Source organism: Variovorax sp. MSC1_012 (assembly GCF_023667525.1).
GTDB classification, from domain to species: Bacteria; Pseudomonadota; Gammaproteobacteria; order Burkholderiales; family Burkholderiaceae_C; genus Variovorax; species Variovorax beijingensis_B.
Genome location: NZ_CM174443.1, coordinates 5,036,932 through 5,056,626 on the forward strand (window position 1 = coordinate 5,036,932; position 19,695 = coordinate 5,056,626).

19 protein-coding genes and 1 tRNA gene are annotated in these 19,695 nt (G+C 69.8%); 7 read left to right on the plus strand and 13 right to left on the minus strand.

Annotation, left to right across the window (positions count from 1 at the left end):
* Nucleotides 1–24: 24 nt before the first annotated feature.
* From L1081_RS23720 to L1081_RS23730, 3 genes are read right to left on the minus strand one after another with little or no spacing between them, the layout of a single operon-like run.
* Nucleotides 25–1,314: a c-type cytochrome gene (locus L1081_RS23720; protein WP_489414336.1), complete on the minus strand. Its 1,290-nt coding sequence runs from the start codon at nucleotides 1,312–1,314 to the stop codon at nucleotides 25–27.
* Between the two features lie 7 nt (nucleotides 1,315–1,321).
* Complete coding sequence (locus L1081_RS23725; RefSeq protein ID WP_489414337.1) at nucleotides 1,322–2,050, minus strand: c-type cytochrome; 729 nt, start codon at nucleotides 2,048–2,050, stop codon at nucleotides 1,322–1,324.
* Complete coding sequence (locus L1081_RS23730; protein ID WP_015867414.1) at nucleotides 2,047–2,235, minus strand: DUF2970 domain-containing protein; 189 nt, start codon at nucleotides 2,233–2,235, stop codon at nucleotides 2,047–2,049. The genes L1081_RS23725 and L1081_RS23730 overlap by 4 nt, the downstream gene beginning before the upstream one ends.
* Before the next feature lie 100 nt (nucleotides 2,236–2,335).
* Between L1081_RS23730 and L1081_RS23735 the strand changes: the two genes are divergently transcribed.
* Both L1081_RS23735 and alkB read left to right on the plus strand, forming a co-directional pair.
* A complete protein-coding gene (locus L1081_RS23735; RefSeq protein WP_489414338.1) occupies nucleotides 2,336–3,790 on the plus strand; it encodes an aminotransferase class I/II-fold pyridoxal phosphate-dependent enzyme in 1,455 nt (484 codons plus the stop codon).
* Nucleotides 3,787–4,449: a DNA oxidative demethylase AlkB gene (gene alkB / locus L1081_RS23740; RefSeq protein WP_489414339.1), complete on the plus strand. Its 663-nt coding sequence runs from the start codon at nucleotides 3,787–3,789 to the stop codon at nucleotides 4,447–4,449. The genes L1081_RS23735 and alkB overlap by 4 nt, the downstream gene beginning before the upstream one ends.
* A gap of 669 nt (nucleotides 4,450–5,118) precedes the next feature.
* Here alkB and L1081_RS23745 read toward each other — a convergent pair.
* Nucleotides 5,119–5,195, minus strand: a tRNA-Met gene (locus tag L1081_RS23745).
* Between the two features lie 148 nt (nucleotides 5,196–5,343).
* Between L1081_RS23745 and L1081_RS23750 the strand changes: the two genes are divergently transcribed.
* Nucleotides 5,344–6,012: a sigma-70 family RNA polymerase sigma factor gene (locus L1081_RS23750; RefSeq protein ID WP_489414340.1), complete on the plus strand. Its 669-nt coding sequence runs from the start codon at nucleotides 5,344–5,346 to the stop codon at nucleotides 6,010–6,012.
* Nucleotides 6,009–7,283: a hypothetical protein gene (locus tag L1081_RS23755; protein ID WP_489414341.1), complete on the plus strand. Its 1,275-nt coding sequence runs from the start codon at nucleotides 6,009–6,011 to the stop codon at nucleotides 7,281–7,283. The genes L1081_RS23750 and L1081_RS23755 overlap by 4 nt, the downstream gene beginning before the upstream one ends.
* 44 nt (nucleotides 7,284–7,327) lie before the next feature.
* Here the strand turns inward: L1081_RS23755 and L1081_RS23760 are convergent, their stop codons facing one another.
* Entirely contained in the window at nucleotides 7,328–8,107 is a 780-nt protein-coding gene (locus L1081_RS23760; RefSeq protein ID WP_489414342.1) for an enoyl-CoA hydratase, read from the minus strand.
* 131 nt (nucleotides 8,108–8,238) lie between these two features.
* Between L1081_RS23760 and L1081_RS23765 the strand changes: the two genes are divergently transcribed.
* Nucleotides 8,239–8,841, plus strand: coding sequence for a DUF2325 domain-containing protein (locus L1081_RS23765; RefSeq protein WP_489414343.1), 603 nt, complete (start codon nucleotides 8,239–8,241; stop codon nucleotides 8,839–8,841).
* A 7-nt stretch (nucleotides 8,842–8,848) separates the two neighbouring features.
* On the opposite strand, the gene L1081_RS23770 is transcribed toward L1081_RS23765, so the two are convergent.
* From L1081_RS23770 to L1081_RS23780, 3 genes are read right to left on the minus strand one after another with little or no spacing between them, the layout of a single operon-like run.
* Nucleotides 8,849–10,705: a M61 family metallopeptidase gene (locus tag L1081_RS23770; RefSeq protein ID WP_489414344.1), complete on the minus strand. Its 1,857-nt coding sequence runs from the start codon at nucleotides 10,703–10,705 to the stop codon at nucleotides 8,849–8,851.
* Nucleotides 10,705–11,427, minus strand: a complete 723-nt coding sequence (locus L1081_RS23775) for a thioredoxin fold domain-containing protein (protein WP_489414345.1) — start codon at nucleotides 11,425–11,427, stop codon at nucleotides 10,705–10,707. The genes L1081_RS23770 and L1081_RS23775 overlap by 1 nt, the downstream gene beginning before the upstream one ends.
* Before the next feature lie 20 nt (nucleotides 11,428–11,447).
* Entirely contained in the window at nucleotides 11,448–12,584 is a 1,137-nt protein-coding gene (locus L1081_RS23780; protein WP_489414346.1) for an FAD-dependent monooxygenase, read from the minus strand.
* A 96-nt stretch (nucleotides 12,585–12,680) separates the two neighbouring features.
* Here L1081_RS23780 and L1081_RS23785 point away from each other — a divergent pair, with 96 nt between their 5' ends.
* Together L1081_RS23785 and L1081_RS23790 are read left to right on the plus strand one after the other, a co-directional pair.
* Nucleotides 12,681–13,562 (plus strand): MOSC N-terminal beta barrel domain-containing protein, encoded by an 882-nt coding sequence (locus L1081_RS23785; protein WP_489414347.1) that lies wholly within the window; start codon nucleotides 12,681–12,683, stop codon nucleotides 13,560–13,562.
* A complete protein-coding gene (locus tag L1081_RS23790) occupies nucleotides 13,559–14,572 on the plus strand; it encodes a glycerophosphodiester phosphodiesterase family protein (RefSeq protein WP_489414348.1) in 1,014 nt (337 codons plus the stop codon). The genes L1081_RS23785 and L1081_RS23790 overlap by 4 nt, the downstream gene beginning before the upstream one ends.
* A 13-nt stretch (nucleotides 14,573–14,585) precedes the next feature.
* Here the strand turns inward: L1081_RS23790 and rbsD are convergent, their stop codons facing one another.
* From rbsD to L1081_RS23815, 5 genes are read right to left on the minus strand one after another with little or no spacing between them, the layout of a single operon-like run.
* The gene (rbsD, locus tag L1081_RS23795) at nucleotides 14,586–14,978 is read right to left on the minus strand and encodes a D-ribose pyranase (RefSeq protein ID WP_489414349.1); all 393 of its coding nucleotides are present in this window, start codon (nucleotides 14,976–14,978) and stop codon (nucleotides 14,586–14,588) included.
* Entirely contained in the window at nucleotides 14,975–15,943 is a 969-nt protein-coding gene (gene rbsK, locus L1081_RS23800) for a ribokinase (RefSeq protein WP_489414350.1), read from the minus strand. Before rbsK ends, rbsD begins: the two co-directional genes overlap by 4 nt.
* Nucleotides 15,940–17,037, minus strand: a complete 1,098-nt coding sequence (locus tag L1081_RS23805) for a substrate-binding domain-containing protein (RefSeq protein ID WP_489414351.1) — start codon at nucleotides 17,035–17,037, stop codon at nucleotides 15,940–15,942. The genes rbsK and L1081_RS23805 overlap by 4 nt, the downstream gene beginning before the upstream one ends.
* Nucleotides 17,038–17,062: 25 nt before the next feature.
* Nucleotides 17,063–18,046 (minus strand): ABC transporter permease, encoded by a 984-nt coding sequence (locus L1081_RS23810; protein WP_062367233.1) that lies wholly within the window; start codon nucleotides 18,044–18,046, stop codon nucleotides 17,063–17,065.
* Nucleotides 18,043–19,662, minus strand: a complete 1,620-nt coding sequence (locus L1081_RS23815; protein ID WP_489416832.1) for an ATP-binding cassette domain-containing protein — start codon at nucleotides 19,660–19,662, stop codon at nucleotides 18,043–18,045. Before L1081_RS23815 ends, L1081_RS23810 begins: the two co-directional genes overlap by 4 nt.
* Between the last annotated feature and the right edge of the window lie 33 nt (nucleotides 19,663–19,695).

The window sequence follows — 19,695 nt, forward strand, 5'->3', positions numbered from 1 at the left end:
CAGGCACTGCGATCGATCGGCCCCTCAGCGCCGCATCGTATCGAGCTGCGTCACGGGCGCGCTGTCATTGCCCCACGATCCGCGAATGAAGGTCAGCACCGCGGCCACGTCGCCTGCATCGAGTACCTGCCCGAACGGCGGCATGCCGTAGGGCCGCGGATTGCCTGCGGTGGAGGGCAGGTAGCCGCCGTGCGCGATCACCTGGATCAGGTTCGTCGTCTGCGCCATGTTCACGGCGCGGTTGCCCGCCAGCGGCGGAAAGGCGCCGGGCGCGCCCTGGCCCTGGTCGCCGTGGCAATAGGCGCATTGCTGGTCGTAGATCCTGGCGCCGCGAGCCATGGTGCCGGCATCGCGGCGCGCGGATGCGGCTGCCGTGCGAACGGGCGCCGCAGGTTGCGCCGGCACGCCGGGCAGGTCTTTGAGGTAGCTGGCCATCGCGGCCAGATCGGCCTCGCTCAGGTACTGCGTGCTGCGAAAGACCACGTCCGCCATCGGCCCCATGACCGAGCCGCGCGGCGCAACGCCGTTCTTGAGCAGCGCGACCACGTCGCCCGTCGGCCAATCGGCCACGCCGGCCTGGTGCGGGTCGGCAAGCGATGGCGCATACCAGTTCTCCACCGCGATCAGCCCGCCTGAGAGGCCCAGCTTCGCCTGCGTTGCGCCGAGCGCATCGCGGCTGCCGTGGCAGGCAATGCAATGGCCCAGTCCGCCGACCAGGTAGGCGCCGCGGTTCCATTCGGCTGGCTTGGCCGCGTTGGCCACGAAAGCCTCGGGCCTGAAGGAGAGCGCCCGCCAGACCGCGAGTGCGGCCTGCGTGTCGTAGGGAAAGCGCAGCCGATGCGCCAGGTTGGGCACGGGCGCGGGCGGCACGCTGCGCAGGTAGGCGTAGATGGCATCCGAATCTTCGCGCGTCACCTGCGTGAAGTTCGGGTACGGGAACGCGGGGTACAGCAGGCGGCCGTCCTTGCTGCGGCCGTTGTGCATCGCGCGCCAGAAGTGCGCGCTGCTCCAGCTGCCGATGCCGTTCTGCGCGTCGGGCGTGAGATTGCTCGAATACACGGTGCCGAAGGGCGTCTCGATCGGCAGCCCGCCGGCGTAGGGCTGGCCGCCGCGCGTGGTGTGGCAGCCGGCGCAGTTGCCGGCCAGCGCAAGGTAGCGCCCGCGCTCGATCAGCTGCGGCGTGGCGTTGAAGGCTTCGGCCTGTTCGGGCAGCGGGTCTTCGCCGCGCAGGTTCAGGGCGACGATGCCGCCGGCCGCGGCGCCCAGCAGCAGCACCAGAACCAGCAGCGTCCAGCCGAGGTGTCGCATCTTCATCGGCGCCTCACTTCGGCATGCCGCCGCAGCGCATCGGCAGTGCGGCGGGCAGCGAGGCGGCGGGCTTCGGATCGGCCGGCATCGGCTGCACCGCCAGCCAGCTGGCCACGGCATTGATGTCGGCGGTGGTCATGCGGCGGCCGATGTCGGCCATGCAGTCGGGCGCCAGCGCATGCCGCTCGCTGGTGAGCCAGGCGCCGAGTTGGGACGACACATAGAGGCGGGGTAGCCCGAGCAGCCCCGGAATGGCCGGTTGCACGCCGGTGAGCGCGGCGCCGTGGCATTGCACGCAGGCCGGAATGCGCCGTGCCGCATCGCCTTCGAGCGCCAGCTGGCGACCGCGCGCCAGCTGCGCGGATGATGCGTCGCTGGCGGGCGAGACGGGCGGGTAGGGCAGGTCCAGGCCCGCGAAGTACTCGGCCATTTCCATCAGGTAGGCGTCGGAGAGGTGCTGCACCATGTAGCTCATGTCGGCGTTGAAGCGCCGGCCGTCGCGAAAGCTCCGCAGCTGGTTGAACAGGTAGCTCGCGGGCTTGCCCGAGAGGCGCGGAAAGTAGCCGGCATTGGTGGTCGCGCCTTCGCGCCCATGGCAGGCGATGCAGGCGGCCACGCGCTGCTCGATGCCGTTGGCGGAAGAGGCGACCGGTGTGGCCGGTGTGGCAGGCGTCGCCGCCATGGCGAGGATGCCGTGGCCGAGCAGCAATGCGATTCCGGCGAACCGGTAGCGGACCTTCATGTGCCGGCCGCGAAGTGCGCCAGCGCCAGCAGCCCCGCAATGAGCAGCAGCACCGTGGCCAGCGCGACGCCGACAAGCGGCAGCAGCCCGACCTGTGCGGTGCGCCGGTCGGCATCCGCGCGGCGGCCGCCCAGCCCGATGAAACTCCAGAGAACCGCGCGTACCGCGCGCATGAGATTGGACATGCACCGACTGTGCCGCAAGCGCAGCCAAAAAAACAGACGCAGATCCGAACCAAATCACCGGTGCAGATAAAGTCCCCCCTCGAATGAAGACCGCCCTGCCATGAAGCGCTACGAAGCCCTTGCCGCCGACATCGAGGCGTCGATCCGCCACGGCACGCTGAAGACCGGCGACCGCCTGCCCTCGGTGCGGCACACCGGCGAGAGCCGGGGCGTGAGCGCATCCACCGTGTTCCAGGCGTACTACCTGCTGGAGGCGCGCGGCCTGGTGCGCGCGCGGGACCGCTCGGGCTACTACGTCACCGGCGGTGGGCTGCGCGATGCGCCGCCCGAGGCCAACCTCACCTCGCGTCCGGCCGAGGGCCCCAGGTCGCTCGACGTGAGCGACCAGGTGTTCGACATCCTCGAGGCCAGCATGTCGCGCAAGGTGGTTCCCTTCGGCTCGGCGTTTCCGAGCCCGCTGCTGTTTCCGCTCGCGCGGCTGGGCCAGTTCATGGCCGCGAGCGCCAAGTCGCTCGACCCGTGGAGCACCGTGGACGACCTCACGCCCGGCAGCGCGGCCCTGCGCCGGCAGATTGCGCTGCGCTACCTGGGCGACGGCATGCAGGTGGCGGCCGACGAGATCGTCGTCACCAACGGTGCGCTGGAGGCGCTCAACCTGTGCCTCGCGGCGGTCACGCGCCCGGGCGATTCGGTGATCGTCGAATCGCCCACCTTCTATGCGGCCCTGCAGGCGCTGGAGCGCATGGGCCTGCGTGCGATCGAGGTGCCGACGCATCCCGGCGAAGGCATCGACCTGGGGGCGCTGGAGCTTGCCATTGCAGCCCACCATCCCAAGGCCTGCTGGCTGATGACCACGTTCCAGAACCCGCTCGGCAGCCTGATGCCCGACGCGAAGAAGAAGGCGCTGGTGGAACTGCTCGCACGGCATGCGCTGCCGCTGATCGAGGACGACGTGTACGCCGAGCTCTACTTCGGCGACCGGCGCCCACCGCCGGCCAAGGCCTTCGACACGCAGGGCCTGGTGCTGCATTGCTCGTCGTTCTCGAAGTGCCTCGCGCCGGGCTACCGCATCGGATGGGCATCGGCCGGACGCTTCGCGCGCAACGTGGCGCGGCTGAAGCTGACGACCACGCTCAGCACCTCGGTGCCCGCGCAGCTCGCGCTGGCAAGCTACCTGGAAAAAGGCGGCCTCGACAAGCACCTGCGCAAGCTGCGCCAGGTCCTGGCCGTGCAGCAGGCGAGCTTTGCGCAGGCCGTGGGTCACTACTTTCCCGAGGGCACGCGCGCCACGCGGCCGCTGGGCGGCTACTTCATGTGGGTCGAACTGCCGGCGCAGGTCGATGCGCTCGAGATCCATCGCAAGGCGCTGGAACTCGGCATCAGCGTGGCGCCCGGGCCGATCTTCTCGGCCACGCGCAGCTTCGCGCACTGCCTGCGCCTGAACTACGGGCATGCCTGGGATGCGCACAGCGAAAAGGCGATGCAGACGCTGGGGCAATTGGTGGCAGCGGCCGCGGCAGGCAGCCCGCCGCGCGAGAAAATCGTGGTGTCGTGACCTTCGATCTTTTCTCCGATGCCCTTGAAGACGCCGCGTTGCCGCGCGGCAAGGAGGTGATCGGCCCCGGCGCATTCGTGCTGCGCGGGTTCGCGCTGCCCTATGTCGACGAACTGCTGTCCGGCCTGCACGAGGTCGAGCAGCACGCCGCCTTCCGCCACCTGGTGACCCCCGGCGGCTTGACGATGTCGGTCGCGATGACCAACTGCGGGCGGCTCGGCTGGATCTCGGACCGGCGCGGCTATCGCTATGGCGAGCACGATCCTGAAACAGGCCTGCCCTGGCCAGCGATGCCGGCGGCCTTTGCGAGCCTGGCCGAGGCGTCGGCCACCGAGTCCGGGTTTGCGGGCTTCGAGCCCGACGCCTGCCTGGTGAACCGCTACGAGCCCGGCACGCGCCTGTCGCTGCACCAGGACAAGGACGAGCGCGACTACAGCGCGCCCATCGTCTCGGTGTCGCTCGGCATGCCGGCCACCTTCCTCTTCGGCGGGCTCGCGCGCAGCGACAAGGCCGCACGCATTCCGCTGGTGCACGGCGACGTGGTGGTGTGGGGCGGGCCCGACCGGCTGCGCTACCACGGCGTGCTGCCGCTGGAAGACCGGCCGCACGCGCTGCTGGGCCGTCGGCGCATCAACCTGACTTTTCGCAAAGCGGGATGAAGCGCCCGCTCAAGTCAAATTGATGACTTGTTCCTTTTTTCTGTGCACAACTCTGTGGGTTGTCTGAGGACCGGGATCGCCGGAGCCAGCATTGGCGGGGGCTGGCACTAGGTTGCCTGCGGAATGGGCAGGGGGGCGGGGCGGTGGAAAAACGCGGGGCGCTTGGAACGGACGTCTCGAAAAAGCGATCCGAATTCGTGACATACATCACGAATTCCGCCGAGGCGATTTCATGGGTCGGAAGGCACTGCGCGCCGCTCCCGGGGGGCACATCGCTTCGCTTGGATCACCTCGCGCGCCCCGAAGCTTGAGCCGGTCGTTAGCGCTGTGGGCCAGACTGAAGAGGTAGTGGGCGTGACCGCCAAGCTCACGTTGTGCTGCCAGAGGTCCATCCGCCGTCAAAGGAGATGATCTGCCCATATGAAAGTCGCTCTCGCCCAAAGAATCTGGGCAACGGCAGAGAAGCCGCGCATGAACTGACGGAACAGGGTCGCGCAGCAGTAATTTTCGCTCGCCTGGCGGTGTGGAGGCGCGGTTATTGGTGTAGTTACTGCACAATGCCTCGGAAGCACCCGGAATGACGCGGAAGCAAGCGCAATGAAAAAAAGCCCCAAGTAGTTGATTTACTTAGGGCTTTTGAACTTCAGCGAGCTATCGCGGAAGCAGTGTTGGTGGCTCTTCACGGACTCGAACCGCGGACCTGTGGATTATGATTCCATCGCTCTAACCGACTGAGCTAAAGAGCCGTTCGGCACAGTTTTGTGCCTAGCCCAAGATTATAGCGCAGGCTGCGGGCCCGGAATCAAGCCCGCCAAGCCGCACACGGTGTCTTTTTTGCGATGGCCAACCCCGAAGCCGGCGCCCGCCCGTACAACCCCGGGTGAAAATCCGCCGATGTCTGCGCTGCCCCGCGCCCCTTCCTCCAAAGCCGCCGCCGAGCGCGACGCCATGCCCGACGACCAGTTGATGCTGGCCTATGCGCGCGGCGATGGTGCGGCGTTCGACGTGCTCTATGCGCGCCACGAGGGCGGGCTGTTCCGCTTCGTCAAGCGGCTGCTGGGCGCCCGGTTGGCCGCGCAGGCGGACGAGGTGTTCCAGGACACCTGGGTGCGCATCATCTCGGCGCGCGACAGCTTCTCGCCGCAGGGCGCCGCCTGGCGCACCTGGGCCTTCACGATTGCGCACAACCTGGCGATGGACCGGCTGCGCGTGAGCGGGCGCGAGGTGGCGCTCGATGCGCATCCGGACGATGGCGACGACGCTGCATTTCCCACGCTCGACCGCGGCGTGCGTGGCGCGATGGATGCCGCGGCGCATCCATCGGCAGAGGAGCTCGCGTTCTGGCGCGCCGCCGGCCGGCGCCTGCTGGCCTGCCTCGACGAATTGCCGCCCGAGCAGCGTGCCGCGTTCCTGCTGCACCATGAAGACGGGCTGACCGTCGAAGCGCTCGCGGCCAGCCTGCAGATCGGCTTCGAGACCGTGCGAAGCCGCCTGCGCTATGGGCTGCAAAAATTGCGTGGCTGCATGGAACGCTACCTGTCGGTGCTGGAGCAGCGCGCATGAACACCGGCAGCGGCAACGGCACCCCCGGCTTCGACGATGGCGGCGAGGACGCGGCGCTGCGCGATCCCGCACTGCGCCGCGCGCTCGACCACGCGCCCGACAGCGACGCGCTGCCCGATCCGCGCACCCGCGACGCCATCCGCAAGATGGCGCACAACCTCGCGCCCGTTCCCGCGGCGGCCGAAGACAAGGGTGCCGCGCCGTGGTGGCGCCGGCTGTTCGGCGGCGGTGGGGGATCGCATGCCCGCATGCCGTGGAACGCGGCCTTTGCGACCGTGCTGCTGGCTACCTTCGTGACCGTGCTCTGGCATCGCGAACCGGTGCCCGATGCGCGGCTGGATGGAGAAGCGGGAGTTGCCTCCGCGCCTGCGAGCGCTCCGGAGGCGGCGCCGTCTGTGGCTGCGGTTCCGGCACCAAGCGCGACTCAGGCGTCAGCACCGGCTCAAGCACCGGCACCAGCTGCGGCGCCAGCGCCTGCTTCGGCTCCGGCTCCGGCGCAGCCGCAGCCGCAGCCGCAGCCGCAGCCGTCCGAAGCGGCGCGAGACACGGTGAGCGAAGAGTCCATGCGAAGCAGCGATATCGCGGTGCGCCGATCGGCGCCGCCCTCCGGCAAGCAGGCTGCTGCGCCAGCGCCAGCGCCCGAGTCCCAGATCAGCCAGGTCGCGCCAGAGCCGCCGCCGCTGCCAGCGCCACTCCCCGCACCAGCATCACCAGCAGCAGCGATCGCACCAGCGCCTCCTCCTCTCGCCGTGGCTCCCGCAGCACCACCCGGCACCCGCGAGGCCGCCAGCGGCAGCGGCAGCGGCAGCGCTTCTGGTTCTTCTCCAGCCCTGTCGGCACCGCAGCGCAGCCCCAGTGCCGAGGCTTCCAGCATGCTGCGCTCGGCCCCCGCGCCGCGTGCGGCTGTGATTGCTGGCAAGGCCGCGGCGAGCCCGGCGGAGGGCGCCGCAGCGTTCTGGGCGCTCGATCAATGGACTTCGCTGAACGCAACAGGCGCCGGGCAGAGCGTGCGCCATGCCCGCGGCGACACCGAAGGGCTGGCCGCGCTGGTCAATACGCTGGCCCGTTCGGCCACCGCGCCGGGCGCCGAACTGGCCGCGCCGCTCGAGGCGCGGCTGGAGCTCTACCGCGGCGCCACCCTGCTCGCGGTACTCGAGATCGCAGGCGACCAGGTGCGCTGGACGCCGCAGGGCACGGCGGCCGGCGCGTCGATCGGCATGCCGCCGGCGCAGGCGCTGGCCGAGTTGAAGGCGCTGCTCGTGCGCCGGTAGCGCCACAAGCAGCAGCGGCGCAGTACGCGACCGAGCGCTGTCGCTCAGGCGTTCTTGAAGTCGGGCTGGCGCTTGGCGAGAAAGGCGTCCATGCCTTCCTTCTGGTCGGCCGTGGCAAACAGCGCATGGAACAGCCGGCGCTCGAACATCACGCCGTCGGAGAGGCCGCTCTCGAAGGCGCGGTTGACCGATTCCTTGGCCGCCATCACCGCGATCTGCGAATAGCCCGCAATGATCAGCGCGGCGCCCAGTGCCTCGTCGGCCAGCTTTTCGTACGGCACCACGCGGCTCACGAGGCCCGCGCGCTCGGCTTCGGCGGCGTCCATCATGCGGGCGGTGAGCGCCATGTCCATGGCCTTGCTCTTGCCCACCGCGCGCGGCAGGCGCTGCGTGCCGCCGGCGCCGGGGATCACGCCGATCTTGATTTCGGGCTGGCCGAACTTGGCGTTGTCGGCCGCAATGATGAAGTCGCACATCATCGCGAGCTCGCAGCCGCCGCCCAGCGCAAAGCCGCTCACGGCCGCGATCACGGGCTTGCGGATCGAGCGGATGGTTTCCCAGTTGCGCGTGATGTAGTCGCCCTTGTAGGTGTCGATGAAGCTGTACTTGGCCATGGCCGCAATGTCGGCGCCGGCCGCAAAGGCGCGCTCGCTGCCCGTCACGATGATGCAGCCGATGGCATCGTCGGCATCGAAGGCCTTGAGCGCGGTGCCCAGCTCGGTCATGAGCGCGTCGTTGAGCGCGTTGAGCGCCTTGGGCCGGTTGAGGGTGATGATGCCGACCTTGCCTGCTTCGGTCCGCACTTCGATGTTTTCGTAGCTCATGGTGTCTCCAGGGGAAGAAAAAACGCGTCCCACTATACCGAGCAAGGTTTGCCATCCACCGGCGCCGGGGCGATCGCGAGGCTCTTCATTTGAGAATAGTTCTCATCTAGAATGCGCGCATGGAGTTCCAGATGCAAGAACATGCCGTGTTGCTGCGGGCCTATGCCCGGATCCAGGAACGCTGCTCGCGCCTGATGGCCGAGCAGGCCACCCGGATCGAGCAACTCGAGGCGCAGATCGTGCGGCTGCGCGGCGCGCTGGTGGCGCGCGATTCCGCCATTGCCATCGTGCGCGAGGAACTCGCGGCGCGCGCCGCAGCGGGCAGTGCGCTGCCCAAGCGCCTCGATGCGCTGCTGGCTCCTGCGGCGAGCCGGCGCCGCGCCATGCCGCGGCCCCATGACGCGGCCCCGGCCGATCTGCGCGAAAAGGCGGTGCTGTGCGTCGGCCGCGAGGAAGAGGCGCCATCGCTCGCGCGCCAATTGGTGGAGATTGCCGGCGGCCGCTATCTGCACCACGACGGTGGCGACGATGCCGACGAGCTGGCGCTCGAAGCAGGGCTGCGCGCCGCCGATCTCGTCATCTGCCAGACCGGCTGCGTGAGCCATGGAGCCTACTGGCGCGTGCAGGACCATTGCCGGCGAACCGGCAAGCCCTGCGTGCTGGTGGGCGAGCCGCAGCCGATCCAGTTCGTGCGGCAGCCGCCGGCCGCCGCTGCCACGGAAAGCGAACGCTAGCGGGTTCTCAGCGCCGCGCGCCCGGTGCGAGCCAGGCCGCGACCTTTGCCGCGTCGTGCGAGAACAGGCGCCAGGTGGTCGCGCCTTCCGGCAGCACCAGCGGCAGCCTCAGCAGCTTGCGGTCGCGTGCCACCAGCGCGGTGCAGCGGGTGGCGTCGCCAAGGTACAGCGCCAGGTCGTCGAGCTTGGCGATGCGCCAGGCCTGTGCGGGGCGCTGCTGGCCCTTGCGGCCGACGGCGGGCAGCTCGATGCCGATCCATTCGTCGTTGGCCGAGAAGCCGGCCTTTTCGGCGGCGCCGCCGCGCAGCACCACCTTGACCTGGACGCTGCTGTTGGCCTCGGCCACGCGCAGGCCGAGCGCTTGCGCCTGCTGCGAGGGATCTTCGAGCGCGGCCACGCCGTGCGCGCGCAGCAGTTCGGCCAGTGGCAGCTCGTCGGTCGAGTGGATCCACTGTGCGATCTCGGCCGCATAGGAGCGGCCGCCCACGGCCTGGAGCGCCGCGGCCACGTCGGCTTCGCTGATCGGGCCGCCGCCGCCCTGGGTCCACAGGTGGCGCATCACGTCGTCGAGCGTGCCCTTGCCTTCGCGGCGCAAGGTGAGGTCGAAGCACAGCGCCACCAGTGCGCCCTTGGTGTAGTAGCTGACGGTGCCGTTGGGCGTTTGCTCGTCCTGCCGGTAGTACTTGACCCAGGCATCGAAGCTCGCCTCGGCCACCGACTGCACGAGCCGGCCCGGCGTCTGCAGCACCTGGTTCACGGTCTTGTTGAGCAGGCGCAGGTAGCCCGCGTCGTCGATGCGGCCGGCGCGGCGCAGCAGCAGGTCGTCGTAGTAGCTGGTGAAGCCCTCGAAGAACCACAGCATCTGCGTGTAGTTCTCGCGGCCGTAGTCGTAATGCGCGAACTCGGCCGGGCGCATGCGCTTGACGTTCCAGGTGTGGAAGTACTCGTGGCTGATGAGGCCCATCAGCGTGGTGTAGCCCTCGGGCTGCTTCTTCGCGCCGCGCTGCGGCAGGTCGCGCCGGTTGCAGATCAGCGCGGTGGAGTGCCGGTGCTCGAGCCCGCCGTAGCCGTCGTCCACGGCGTTGAGCATGAACACGTAGCGGTCGATCGGCAGCTTGGGGCCGCCGCGCTTGCCGGCCTTGTCGCCATGCCAGAAGCGGATCTCGGCTTCGCAGATGGCCTGCGTGTCGGCGATCAGGCGCTCGCCGTCGAACGAGGCGGCGGCACCCGCAATGACGAAGCGGTGCGGCACGCCGCAGGCCTCGAACTCGGCGCTCCAGAAGGGGCCCATCTCGACCGGGCTGTCGGCCAGCTCGTCGTAGCCGGCGGCCAGGTAGCGGCCGAAGCCGTGCTTGTCGATCTTCGCGGGCACGAGCGCGGTGGCGCACGACCAGCGCGCATCGTCGACGGCCGATGAAGCGGGCGCGCTGATTTCCAGTGCATGCGGCGCATCAGTCTGGCCCTCGACGCGCAGGCACAGGCTGGTGCCGTTGAAGAAGCCGCGGCCGGCATCGAGCCAGGCGGTGCGCACCGAGTTGTCGTAGGCGCAGACCTGGTAGTGCAGCACCAGCGGCTGGCCCGGCACGCAGTCGACCTGCCAGCTGCACTTGTCGAGCTGTGTCAGCGCGGGCTTGCGGCGTCCCTGAGTGGCGCGCAGGCCCTGCAGGTTCTTGGCGAACTCGCGCACCAGGTAGCTGCCCGGAATCCACACCGGCAGCGCCACGCGCTGCTGCGCAGCGGGGGACTCGATGGTCAGGGTGACGGCGAAGAGGTGCGCATGCAGGTCGGCGCACTCGATGCGGTAGTGCACCGCGGCGGCCGGCGCAGCCGCTCGCGCGCGCCGGGAAACGGTCGGCGCGGCCATCAGTTGATGGAGGCGGCGAGTTGCTTCTCGACCTGGTCCGCGGGAATGGCGCCCGGCGCGCGGGTGCCGTCGCTGAAGATCAGCGTGGGCGTGCCGGTGATGTTGTACTTGCGGCCGAACTCGACGTTGCGCTGCAGCGCCGTGACGTCGCAGCTGGACGCCGCGGTGGCGGGCTTGACGTTGGCTTCCATCCAGTCGCCCCAGGCCTTGCCCTTGTCCTTGCTGCACCAGATGTCGCGCGACTTCACGGCCGAGTCGGGACCGAGCACGGGGTAAAGGAACAGGTAGACGGTGACGTTGTCGACCGCCTTCATGTCTTTCTCGAAGCGCTTGCAGTAACCGCAGTTCGGGTCTTCGAACACCGCGAGCTTGCGCTTGCCGCTGCCGCGCACGATCTTGATGGCGTCTTTCACGGGCAGCTTGTCGAACGAGACCTGACTGAGCTTCTCGATGCGCTCCTCGGTCAGGTTCTTGCGCGCATTCACGTCGATGAGGTTGCCCTGCAGCAGGTAGTTGCCCTGCTCGTCGGTGTAGTAGATCTGGAAGCCGTTCACGCGCACTTCGTAGAGGCCCGGCAGCGGCGACTTGGTGACTTCGTCGATGGTCGGGAACTGCGGAATGCGTGCCGGAAGGTTCTTGCGGATCTCGGCCTCGCCGGCCAGGGCCGTGGCGGCCGCAGCCAGGGTGCAGGCGGCGAGAAGAAGGTTGCGTGCGAGTTTCATTGGAAGTCCGGTCGATGGATTCATGCCTTCAAGCCCATCGCCTGGTTGGCGATCCAGTGCTTGAGGAGGCGCGTGCGGTCGAAGCCGCGCATGCCCCAGTTGCGCAGCGCGGGCAGGGGCCCCACGCTGTGCGAGAACAGCTGCTGCAGGCCGTCGGTGGCCAGGCTCATCTGCAGCACGTCGGCGCGGCGCGCGCGTTCGTAGCGGCGCAGCAGGCGCGGGTCGCCCACGCTGCGCCAGTACTCGCGCTGCCGGATCACGTCGGCCAGCATGGCCGCATCGGCCAGGCCCAGGTTGAGGCCCTGGCCCGCGAGCGGATGCACCGTGTGGGCCGCGTCGCCGGCCAATGCCCACGACTGCGCGGCCGTGCCCTGCGCCTGCGGCATGGTGCCGGTCCAGCGGTCGGCGATGGCGCGTGCGAGCGGCCAGGCGGCGCGCTCGCTCGTGAGCCGAAGCGGGCCGAGCGCGCCATGGCTGGCTTCGCTCACCGCGGCGTTGAATTCCTCGTCGCCTTGCGCCAGCAGGGCCGGCGCGCGAAGCTGGTCGACCGACCACACCAGCGCCAGCGAACGGCCCTGCACGCCGCCCATCGGCAGCAGCGCCAGCACCTCGCCCGTGTCGTTGAACCACTGGCGCGCCACGCCGTCGTGCGGCTGCGCCGCTTCGAGCCGCGCCGCAATCGCATGCTGCGGATAGCGCGTGACCGCGTAGCTCACGCCGAGGGCGTCGCGCGTGGCGCTGGCCTTGCCCTCGCACACCACGGTGAGCGGCGCGGGCACGGGCTCGGACACGACTTCGACCTGGGGCTGGAAGCGCACCGCATCGGCCAGCTGCTGCTCGAGCGCCGGCACGTCGACGATCCAGGCCAGTGCTTCGACCTTCTGCCGCACGGCGCTGAACTGCACACGCCCGCCTTCGTCGCCGTGCACGAGCATCTCGCGCACCGGCGTGGCATGCGCCATGTCGGGCCAGGCGCGCAGCGATTCGAGCAGGGTACGGGAAGCCGTGTTGAGCGCATAGGCCCGGATGTCCTGCTTGCCGGCCGCGGCGGGCGGAACCACCAGCGCGACGCGCACGCGCTCGCGCGCGAGCAGCAGCGCCAGTGTGCGGCCCACGATGCCGGCGCCGCGAATGCAAACTTCAGGAGGGAGGGCCATCCGGCCATTGTAAGAACAAGCCCAATCCCGGGCAGCGCCCTGGCGGGCCGATGCGGGACAATCGCTGCCCAATTCCAAGGAATCCAAGGACCCCCCGTGCCACAGCCCGCCTTCGACATTCAAGCCACCATTGCGCGCCTGTTCGTCTACCCCGTCAAATCGTGCGCGGGGGTCGAGCTTCCCGAGGCGTTGCTGACCGAGACCGGCCTGGAATTCGACCGCGCCTGGATGGTGGTCGATGCAGAGGGCGAGTTCGTGACCCAGCGGCAATTGCCGCGCATGGCGCTGATCCGCCCACAGATGAAGCACATGGAAGTGGTGCTGCGCGCGCCGGGCATGCTGGCCCTGCACCTGGCCTTCGACCGGGTCGAGAAGCCGGTGCGCGTGCGCGTCTGGAAAGACGAGGTGGCTGCCTACGACATGGGCGACATCGCGGCCCAGTGGTTCAGCGACTTTCTCTCCGAGCCGGGCAAGCCGCAGGCGCTGCGGCTGGTGCGCTTCGACCCCGAACACAAGCGCCTGTCGAGCCTGCAGTGGACCAATGGCGTCGAGGCGACGAACCAGTTCGCCGACGGCTATCCGCTGCTGGTCGCCAGCGAGGGCTCTCTGGCCGAACTCAACGAGCGGCTGGCCGCCGCGGGCCACGACGCAGTCGGCATCGAGCGCTTCCGGCCGAACATCGTGCTGGCCGGCATCGAGTCGCATGACGAAGACCGGGTCGACGCGCTGCACGTCACCACCGGCGAAGGCGAGGCCGAACTCAGGCCCGTCAAGCCCTGCACCCGCTGCCCGATTCCCGACATCGACCCGGCCACCGCCACGAGCAGCCCCGAGGTCGGCGACATGCTGCGCACCTACCGCGCCGATCCGCGCGTCGACGGGCGCATCACCTTCGGCATGAACTGCATCGTGCTGCAGGGCGTGGAGCACATGCTCAAGGTGGGGCAGGCCGTGGGCGCGAACTACCGGTTCGAATGAAAAAAGGCAGCCGCAGGCGCCGCACGCTGCGCGGGCTGGCGGGGTTTTCGGCCATCGTCGCGGTGGCCTCGATGCTGCTCTTTGCCGGCAACCAGTCGCGCTGGCTCGAGCCGCCTGCCGCGCGGCCCTTCCTGCTGGCGCACCGCGGCGTGCACCAGACCTTCGACACGCACGACCTGCGCAACGACACCTGCACCGCCTCGCGCATCCATGCGCCGACGCATGCGCTGATCGAAAACACGCTGGCGTCGATGAGGGCCGCTTTCGACGCGGGCGCGGACATGGTGGAATTCGACGTCCACCCTACGCGCGAAGGCGCCTTTGCGGTGTTCCACGACTGGAGGCTCGAATGCCGCACCGACGGACGAGGCGTCGTGCGCGACCACACGCTGGCGCAGCTGCAGGCGCTGGACGTCGGCCACGGCTATACCGCCGACGGCGGCAAGACCTATCCGCTGCGGGGCAAGGGCATCGGGCTGATGCCGAGCCTGGCGCAGGTGCTGGATGCATTCCCGGCACGGCGCTTTCTCATCCACATGAAGAGCCGCGATCCGGAAGAAGGCCGGCTGCTTGCAGGCCATCTCGCCGCGCTCGATGCGGCGCAGCGGGATCGGCTCGTGGTGTACGGCAGCGATGAGCCGGTCGGCGCGCTCGAGCAGGCGCTGCCGGGCATCCGGGTTGCGCCGCGCCGTGCGCTGGTGCAGTGCCTGCTGCGCTACGCGGCGCTCGGCTGGTCGGGCTACGTGCCCGAAGCATGCCGAGGCGGCTTGATGCTGGTGCCGGCCAATGTGGCGCCATGGCTCTGGGGCTGGCCGCATCGGCTGCAGCGGCGCCTGGAGGCTGCCGGCACGCAGCTGGTGGTGGTCGGGCCGTATGCCGGCGGCGATTTCAGCAGCGGCATCGACAGTGCCGAGGCGCTCGCAAAGCTGCCGGCCGACTATCGCGGCGGCCTGTGGACCAACCGCATCGAGTGCATCGGTCCGGTCGTGCGCTCGCGCGTGCCGGACTGAATCCGGCGGCGCCTCAGAAGCTCACGCCGGCAATCAGCATGATGTTGGCGTAGGGCGTGCACTCGCCCGTGCGCACGATGGCACGCGCCTTCGCGCTGCGGCGCTTGAACTCCTCGTGCGAGACGGTCTGCGGCGCAATGCCGAGTGATTGCGGGTACCAGGCGGGCAGGGCCTTGGCGCCATTCAGCGCTTCGTCGGCCACCACCACGCTCTCGACCTGCATCTCCGACAGCACGGCCTGCAGCACGTCGGCCAGCAGCGGCACGCCGCGCGCCACGGCCAGGTCGATGCGCCGCGGGCCGTCGGGGATCGGCAGGCCGGCATCGCCGATCACCAGCATGTCGCCATGGCCGAGCGCGGCAATCACTTGCGAGAGTTCGGCATGCAGCAGGGGGGAGCGTTTCACAGCGCGATCCAGTCGGGAGGCATGGGGCTGCGCAGCACGGCATCGCGCTGCGGAATGGAGGGTTGGGCGCCGGGCTGCTGGATGCACAGTGCGGCGGCGCGGATGCCCAGTCGCACGGCTTCGTCGAAGGACTGGCCTTCGCCCAGCGCCACGGCCAGTGCGCCCAGGAAGGTGTCGCCCGCGGCCGTGGTGTCGACCGCCTGCACCTTCGGCGCGGGATGGTGGCGCGCGCCGTCGGCGTCGATGGCCACGGCGCCGCGCGCGCCGAGCGTGACGACCACGCGCGCGATGCCCTTGGCGCGCAATGCCTGGCCGGCCAGCGCGGCTTCCCGCGGGCTGTCGGCGGCCTGGCCGCACAGCGCCTCGGCCTCGATCTCGTTGACGACCAGCGTGTCGATGCGCGGCCACAGCGGCTCGGCAATCGGCTGCACCGGCGACGGGTTGAGCAGCACCTTGCAGCCGGACTCGTGCGCCACGGCGATCGCGTGCGCGACCTGGTCCATCGGTATCTCGAACTGCGTCACCAGGAAGGCCGCGCCCTGCAGCTGCTGCCGCAGCGCTGCCGCGTCGATCTCGGCCTGCGCGTTGGCGCCGGGAATCATCACGATGCGGTTCTGGCCGCCGTCTTCCACCAGGATCAGCGCGGTGCCCGTGGGCTCGCCGGGGCTGGTGCGCAGCGCGGCGGTGTCGATGCCGTCGCGCCCGAGCGCTTCGCGCAGCGCCTGTCCGTGCGCGTCGGCGCCCACGCAGCCGATCATGGCCACCCGGGCGCCTTCGCGCGCGCAGCTCACGGCCTGGTTGGCGCCCTTGCCGCCCGGAATGTGCGCGATCGAATGGCCCAGCAGGGTTTCGCCCGCGGCCGGCGCATGCGGCACGCGCAGCACGATGTCCATGTTCAGGCTGCCGAGCACCACGATGCGCGGCGGCGAGGCGGCGCTGGAAGAGGAAGAAGGCTTCGAACTCACGGGGTGCGGGACTTTCGGCTTGGCGCGGCTGCCGCTTCGGATGCGGAAGAGGATGAAGAAGATGGCGCGGAGGCCTCGCGGAAGCTCGCGTGCCGCGCGGTCGAGGCGCGCACGCGCAGCTCGGGCTGCAGCACCACCTTGCGCGCATCGCGCCGCTTGCCGCCCACGCGCTCCAGCAGCATGTCGACCGCGAGCGCGCCGATGCGCTCCTTGGGCTGCGCCACGGTGGTGAGCGGCGGGCTGGTGTAGGCCGAGAGTTCGATGTCGTCGAAGCCGACGATCGAGAGCTCGTCAGGCACGTGCACGCCGCTTTCATGCGCGGCGCGCAGGGCGCCGATGGCCATCAGGTCGTTGCAGACGAAGACGGCCGAGGGCGCCTCTTCGGTGCGCAGGATGGCGTGCATCGCCTCGTAGCCGCCCTGGCTCGTGAAGCCGCCGCGCCACAGCAAAGCGTCAGCATTCGGCGTGGCGCCGGCCTCGGCCAATGCCATGCGCCAGCCTTCGATGCGCTGCTCGCTCGGCATCACGCCTACCGGCCCGCCGATGCAGGCAATGCGCCGGTGGCCGAGCGACAGCAGGTGCCGCACCGCGAGCAGGCCGCCCTGCATGTGGGCGGTTTCCACCAGGTCGCAGGCCGGGTCGGCAATCTCGCGGTCGACGAGCACCGTGGGAATGCGCAGGCCGTGCAGCTGCGTGACGAGCGAGTCGTCGTCGCCGGCGCCGGTCGACACCACGATCAGCCCGTCGATGCGGCGCTCGGCCAGCACCTGCAGGTAGACGCTCTGGCGGCGCGGCTCGTCGTCGGTGTTGCACAGCACCAGCGTGTAGCCGGCGCCGAAGCAGCGGTCTTCCACGATGCGCACGATCTCGGCAAAGTAGGGGTTCGAGCTGTTCGGAATCAGCATGCCGAGCGTCGAGGTGGTGTTGCTCTTGAGGCTGCGCGCCATCGCGTTGGGCACGTAGCCCAGCTCGCGGATGGCCTCTTCCACGCGCTCGCGGCCCTTGGCGCTCACATGGCGCGTGTCGTTGACCACGTGCGACACGGTGGTGACCGAAACTCCCGCGCGCAGCGCGACGTCCTTGATGGTGGCCATGGTTGCTTCCCCTTTTTTTGCAGCGTCAGGCCAGGCGCCGGTCGGCCCGGCGCTGGCGCAAGGTGTCGATGATCACCGCAACCACGATGACCGCGCCGGTGATGATGCGTTTGCTCGGTTCGCTGGCGCCCACCTGCGCAAGCCCGGCCTCGAGCACCGCGATGATCAGCACGCCGAAGAAGGTGTTGACCACCGAGCCGCGCCCGCCCATGAGGCTGGTGCCGCCGATGACCACGGCCGCGATCACCTGCAGCTCGATGCCGACGCCGGCATTGGGGTCGGCCGCTTCGAGCCGGGCCGACTGCATGAGGCCCGCGAGCCCCGCAAGCAGGCCGGTGGCGGCAAACACGATGATGCGGATCGGCCGCGGATCGATGCCCGCGAGCCGCATCGCTTCTTCGTTGGTGCCGATGCCCACCACGTGGCGGCCGAACACCGTGCGCGTGAGCACCAGCTGGCCGGCGGCCACCAGCACCACCGCGAGCACGAAGGCCGCGGAGATGCCGCCGATCCACGGCGCGGCCAGGCCCGAGATGGCGTCGCCCACGTACTGCGTGCGCGAATCGGTCACCAGGTAGGCGCCGCCGCGCACCGCCTCCAGCATGCCCAGCGAGACGATGAAGCTCGGCAGCCGCCATGCGACCGACACCGCGCCCGTCACGCTGCCGCACACCAGCCCGGTGGCCAGGCCCAGCGCGGCGGCCACCGGCACCGAGAGCTTCCACTGAAGGATGGCGGCGGCCGTGACGGCAGCGCTCAGTGCAAGCACCGAGCCCACCGACAGATCGATGCCCGCGATGATCAGCACGAAGGTCATGCCGACCGCCATCACCGCGAGCGCGGGAATCTCGTTGGCAATGGAGATGAAGGTTTCGCGCGTGAGGAAATATTCGCTCAGCGTGCCGAAGAGCGCGACCATGCCCACGAGCACGACGGTCAGGCCCACGTAGGTGCCCAGCTGGCCCTTCAAGGCGGAGGGCGGGGCGGAGGTAGCAGCGGCTGCGGTCATGGTGTGTCGGCGGTGGCCGGTTGGCCCGGATTCGAATCGGAAATGGCGGAGCCCGCCGCGGGGGGCGCCGAGGCGGCGGCGCGGCCTGCCGCATCGCTGAAGGCGGCGGCCAGCAGCGATTGCTCGCTCCAGTGGCCGCGCTCGAACACCGCGACCAGGCGGCCGGCGCTCATCACGCCGATGCGGTCGCACATCGCCATGAGTTCGCGCAGGTCGCTCGACACCATCAAGAGCGCCTTGCCGGCGTCGGTCATGCGGTCGAGCTCGGCGTACAGGTCGGCGCGCGCGCCGACGTCCACGCCGCGCGTGGGCTCGTCGAGCAGCAGCACCTTGCATTCGCGGTGCAGCCAGCGCGCGAACACCACCTTCTGCTGGTTGCCGCCGCTCAGGGTGGCCACCGGCTGCTCGATGCTGCGCGAGCGGATGCGCAGCAACTCCACCAGCCGCTTGGCAATGCCGCGCTCCTTGGCACGCTGCATCCAGCCGGCATGCGAGATGGCGCCCAGGTCGCTCAGCGTGGCGTTGACACGGATCGATTGCGTGAGCAGCAGTCCCTGCGACTTGCGGTCTTCGGTCACCAGGCCGATGCCGGCGCGGATGGCCTGCATCGGCGAGCGCCAGCCCTTGCGCACGCGCAGCACCGGCTGCGTGGCGGCAATGCCGTCGTAGAGAAGAATTTCGCCGCGGTCGGCGCGGTCGGCGCCGAACAGCAGGCGCACCAGTTCGGTCCGGCCGGAGCCGACCAGGCCCGCCAGGCCCATGACTTCGCCCGCGTGCAGGTCGATGTCGACGTCCTTCACGGCCTCGGCCCGGCCGATGCCGCGCGCGCTCAGCAGCACCGGTCCCGCCACGCGGCGGTCGCGGCCTTCGTGCTCGTGCACCGCGCGGCCCACCATGCGCTGCACCAGCTCGGCTTCGCGCACGCCGGCCATGGCGCGCACGTCCACCAGCCGGCCGTCGCGCAGCACCGCCACGCGGTCGGCAATGCGCTGCAGTTCCTCGAGCCGGTGCGACACGTAGACGATGGCCACGCCGCGCGCCTTCAGCAGTTCGATCTGCTCGAACAGGTGCGAGGTCTCGCGCGGCGTGAGCATGGCGGTGGGCTCGTCGAGCACCAGCACGCGCGTGTCGTCCTGCAGGTTGCGCGCAATCTCGACCATCTGCTGCTGGCCGATGCCCAGCCGCGCCACCGGCGTGGCCGGGTCGATGTGCTCCATGCCGATCTTCGCGAGTTGGCGTGCGGCCATCTCGTGCAGCCTGCCGCGGCGGATCCAGCCGGTCTGGTTGGGCAGCCGGTCGAGCAGCAGGTTCTCGGCCACCGACAGCGTGGTGACCAGCCCCAGTTCCTGCATGACCATGCGCACGCCCAGGCGCTCGGCGTCGCGGCGCGACGCAGGCTGGAACGCGGCGCCGCCCAGCAGCATCTGCCCGCGCGTGGGCTGCACCAGGCCGCAGACGATCTTCGAGAGCGTGCTCTTGCCGGCGCCGTTCTCGCCCGTGAGCGCAAGCACTTCGCCGGCGTTCAGCACCAGCGAGACGTCGTCGAGCACCGGCGCCGCATAGTCCTTGCCGAGCGCGCTCAGCGAGAGCACGGGGACGGCAAGGCCGGCATTCATGGCGGCGGCAGGTGCGTTCAACGTCGGCCCTCT

Excerpts from the sequence above, each read along its gene's own strand:
- L1081_RS23760 (WP_489414342.1), bottom strand. The coding sequence starts at position 8,107 with ATGAGCTACGAAAACATCGAAGTGCGGACCGAAGCAGGCAAGGTCGGC.
- L1081_RS23815 (WP_489416832.1), bottom strand. The coding sequence starts at position 19,662 with ATGAATGCCGGCCTTGCCGTCCCCGTGCTCTCGCTGAGCGCGCTCGGC.
- L1081_RS23810 (WP_062367233.1), bottom strand. The coding sequence starts at position 18,046 with ATGACCGCAGCCGCTGCTACCTCCGCCCCGCCCTCCGCCTTGAAGGGC.
- L1081_RS23770 (WP_489414344.1), bottom strand. The coding sequence starts at position 10,705 with ATGGCCGCGCCGACCGTTTCCCGGCGCGCGCGAGCGGCTGCGCCGGCC.
- L1081_RS23720 (WP_489414336.1), bottom strand. The coding sequence starts at position 1,314 with ATGAAGATGCGACACCTCGGCTGGACGCTGCTGGTTCTGGTGCTGCTG.
- L1081_RS23805 (WP_489414351.1), bottom strand. The coding sequence starts at position 17,037 with ATGGCCACCATCAAGGACGTCGCGCTGCGCGCGGGAGTTTCGGTCACC.
- L1081_RS23730 (WP_015867414.1), bottom strand. The coding sequence starts at position 2,235 with ATGTCCAATCTCATGCGCGCGGTACGCGCGGTTCTCTGGAGTTTCATC.
- L1081_RS23790 (WP_489414348.1), top strand. The coding sequence starts at position 13,559 with ATGAAAAAAGGCAGCCGCAGGCGCCGCACGCTGCGCGGGCTGGCGGGG.
- L1081_RS23725 (WP_489414337.1), bottom strand. The coding sequence starts at position 2,050 with ATGAAGGTCCGCTACCGGTTCGCCGGAATCGCATTGCTGCTCGGCCAC.
- L1081_RS23780 (WP_489414346.1), bottom strand. The coding sequence starts at position 12,584 with ATGGCCCTCCCTCCTGAAGTTTGCATTCGCGGCGCCGGCATCGTGGGC.
- L1081_RS23775 (WP_489414345.1), bottom strand. The coding sequence starts at position 11,427 with ATGAAACTCGCACGCAACCTTCTTCTCGCCGCCTGCACCCTGGCTGCG.
- L1081_RS23765 (WP_489414343.1), top strand. The coding sequence starts at position 8,239 with ATGCAAGAACATGCCGTGTTGCTGCGGGCCTATGCCCGGATCCAGGAA.
- L1081_RS23735 (WP_489414338.1), top strand. The coding sequence starts at position 2,336 with ATGAAGCGCTACGAAGCCCTTGCCGCCGACATCGAGGCGTCGATCCGC.
- L1081_RS23750 (WP_489414340.1), top strand. The coding sequence starts at position 5,344 with ATGTCTGCGCTGCCCCGCGCCCCTTCCTCCAAAGCCGCCGCCGAGCGC.
- L1081_RS23755 (WP_489414341.1), top strand. The coding sequence starts at position 6,009 with ATGAACACCGGCAGCGGCAACGGCACCCCCGGCTTCGACGATGGCGGC.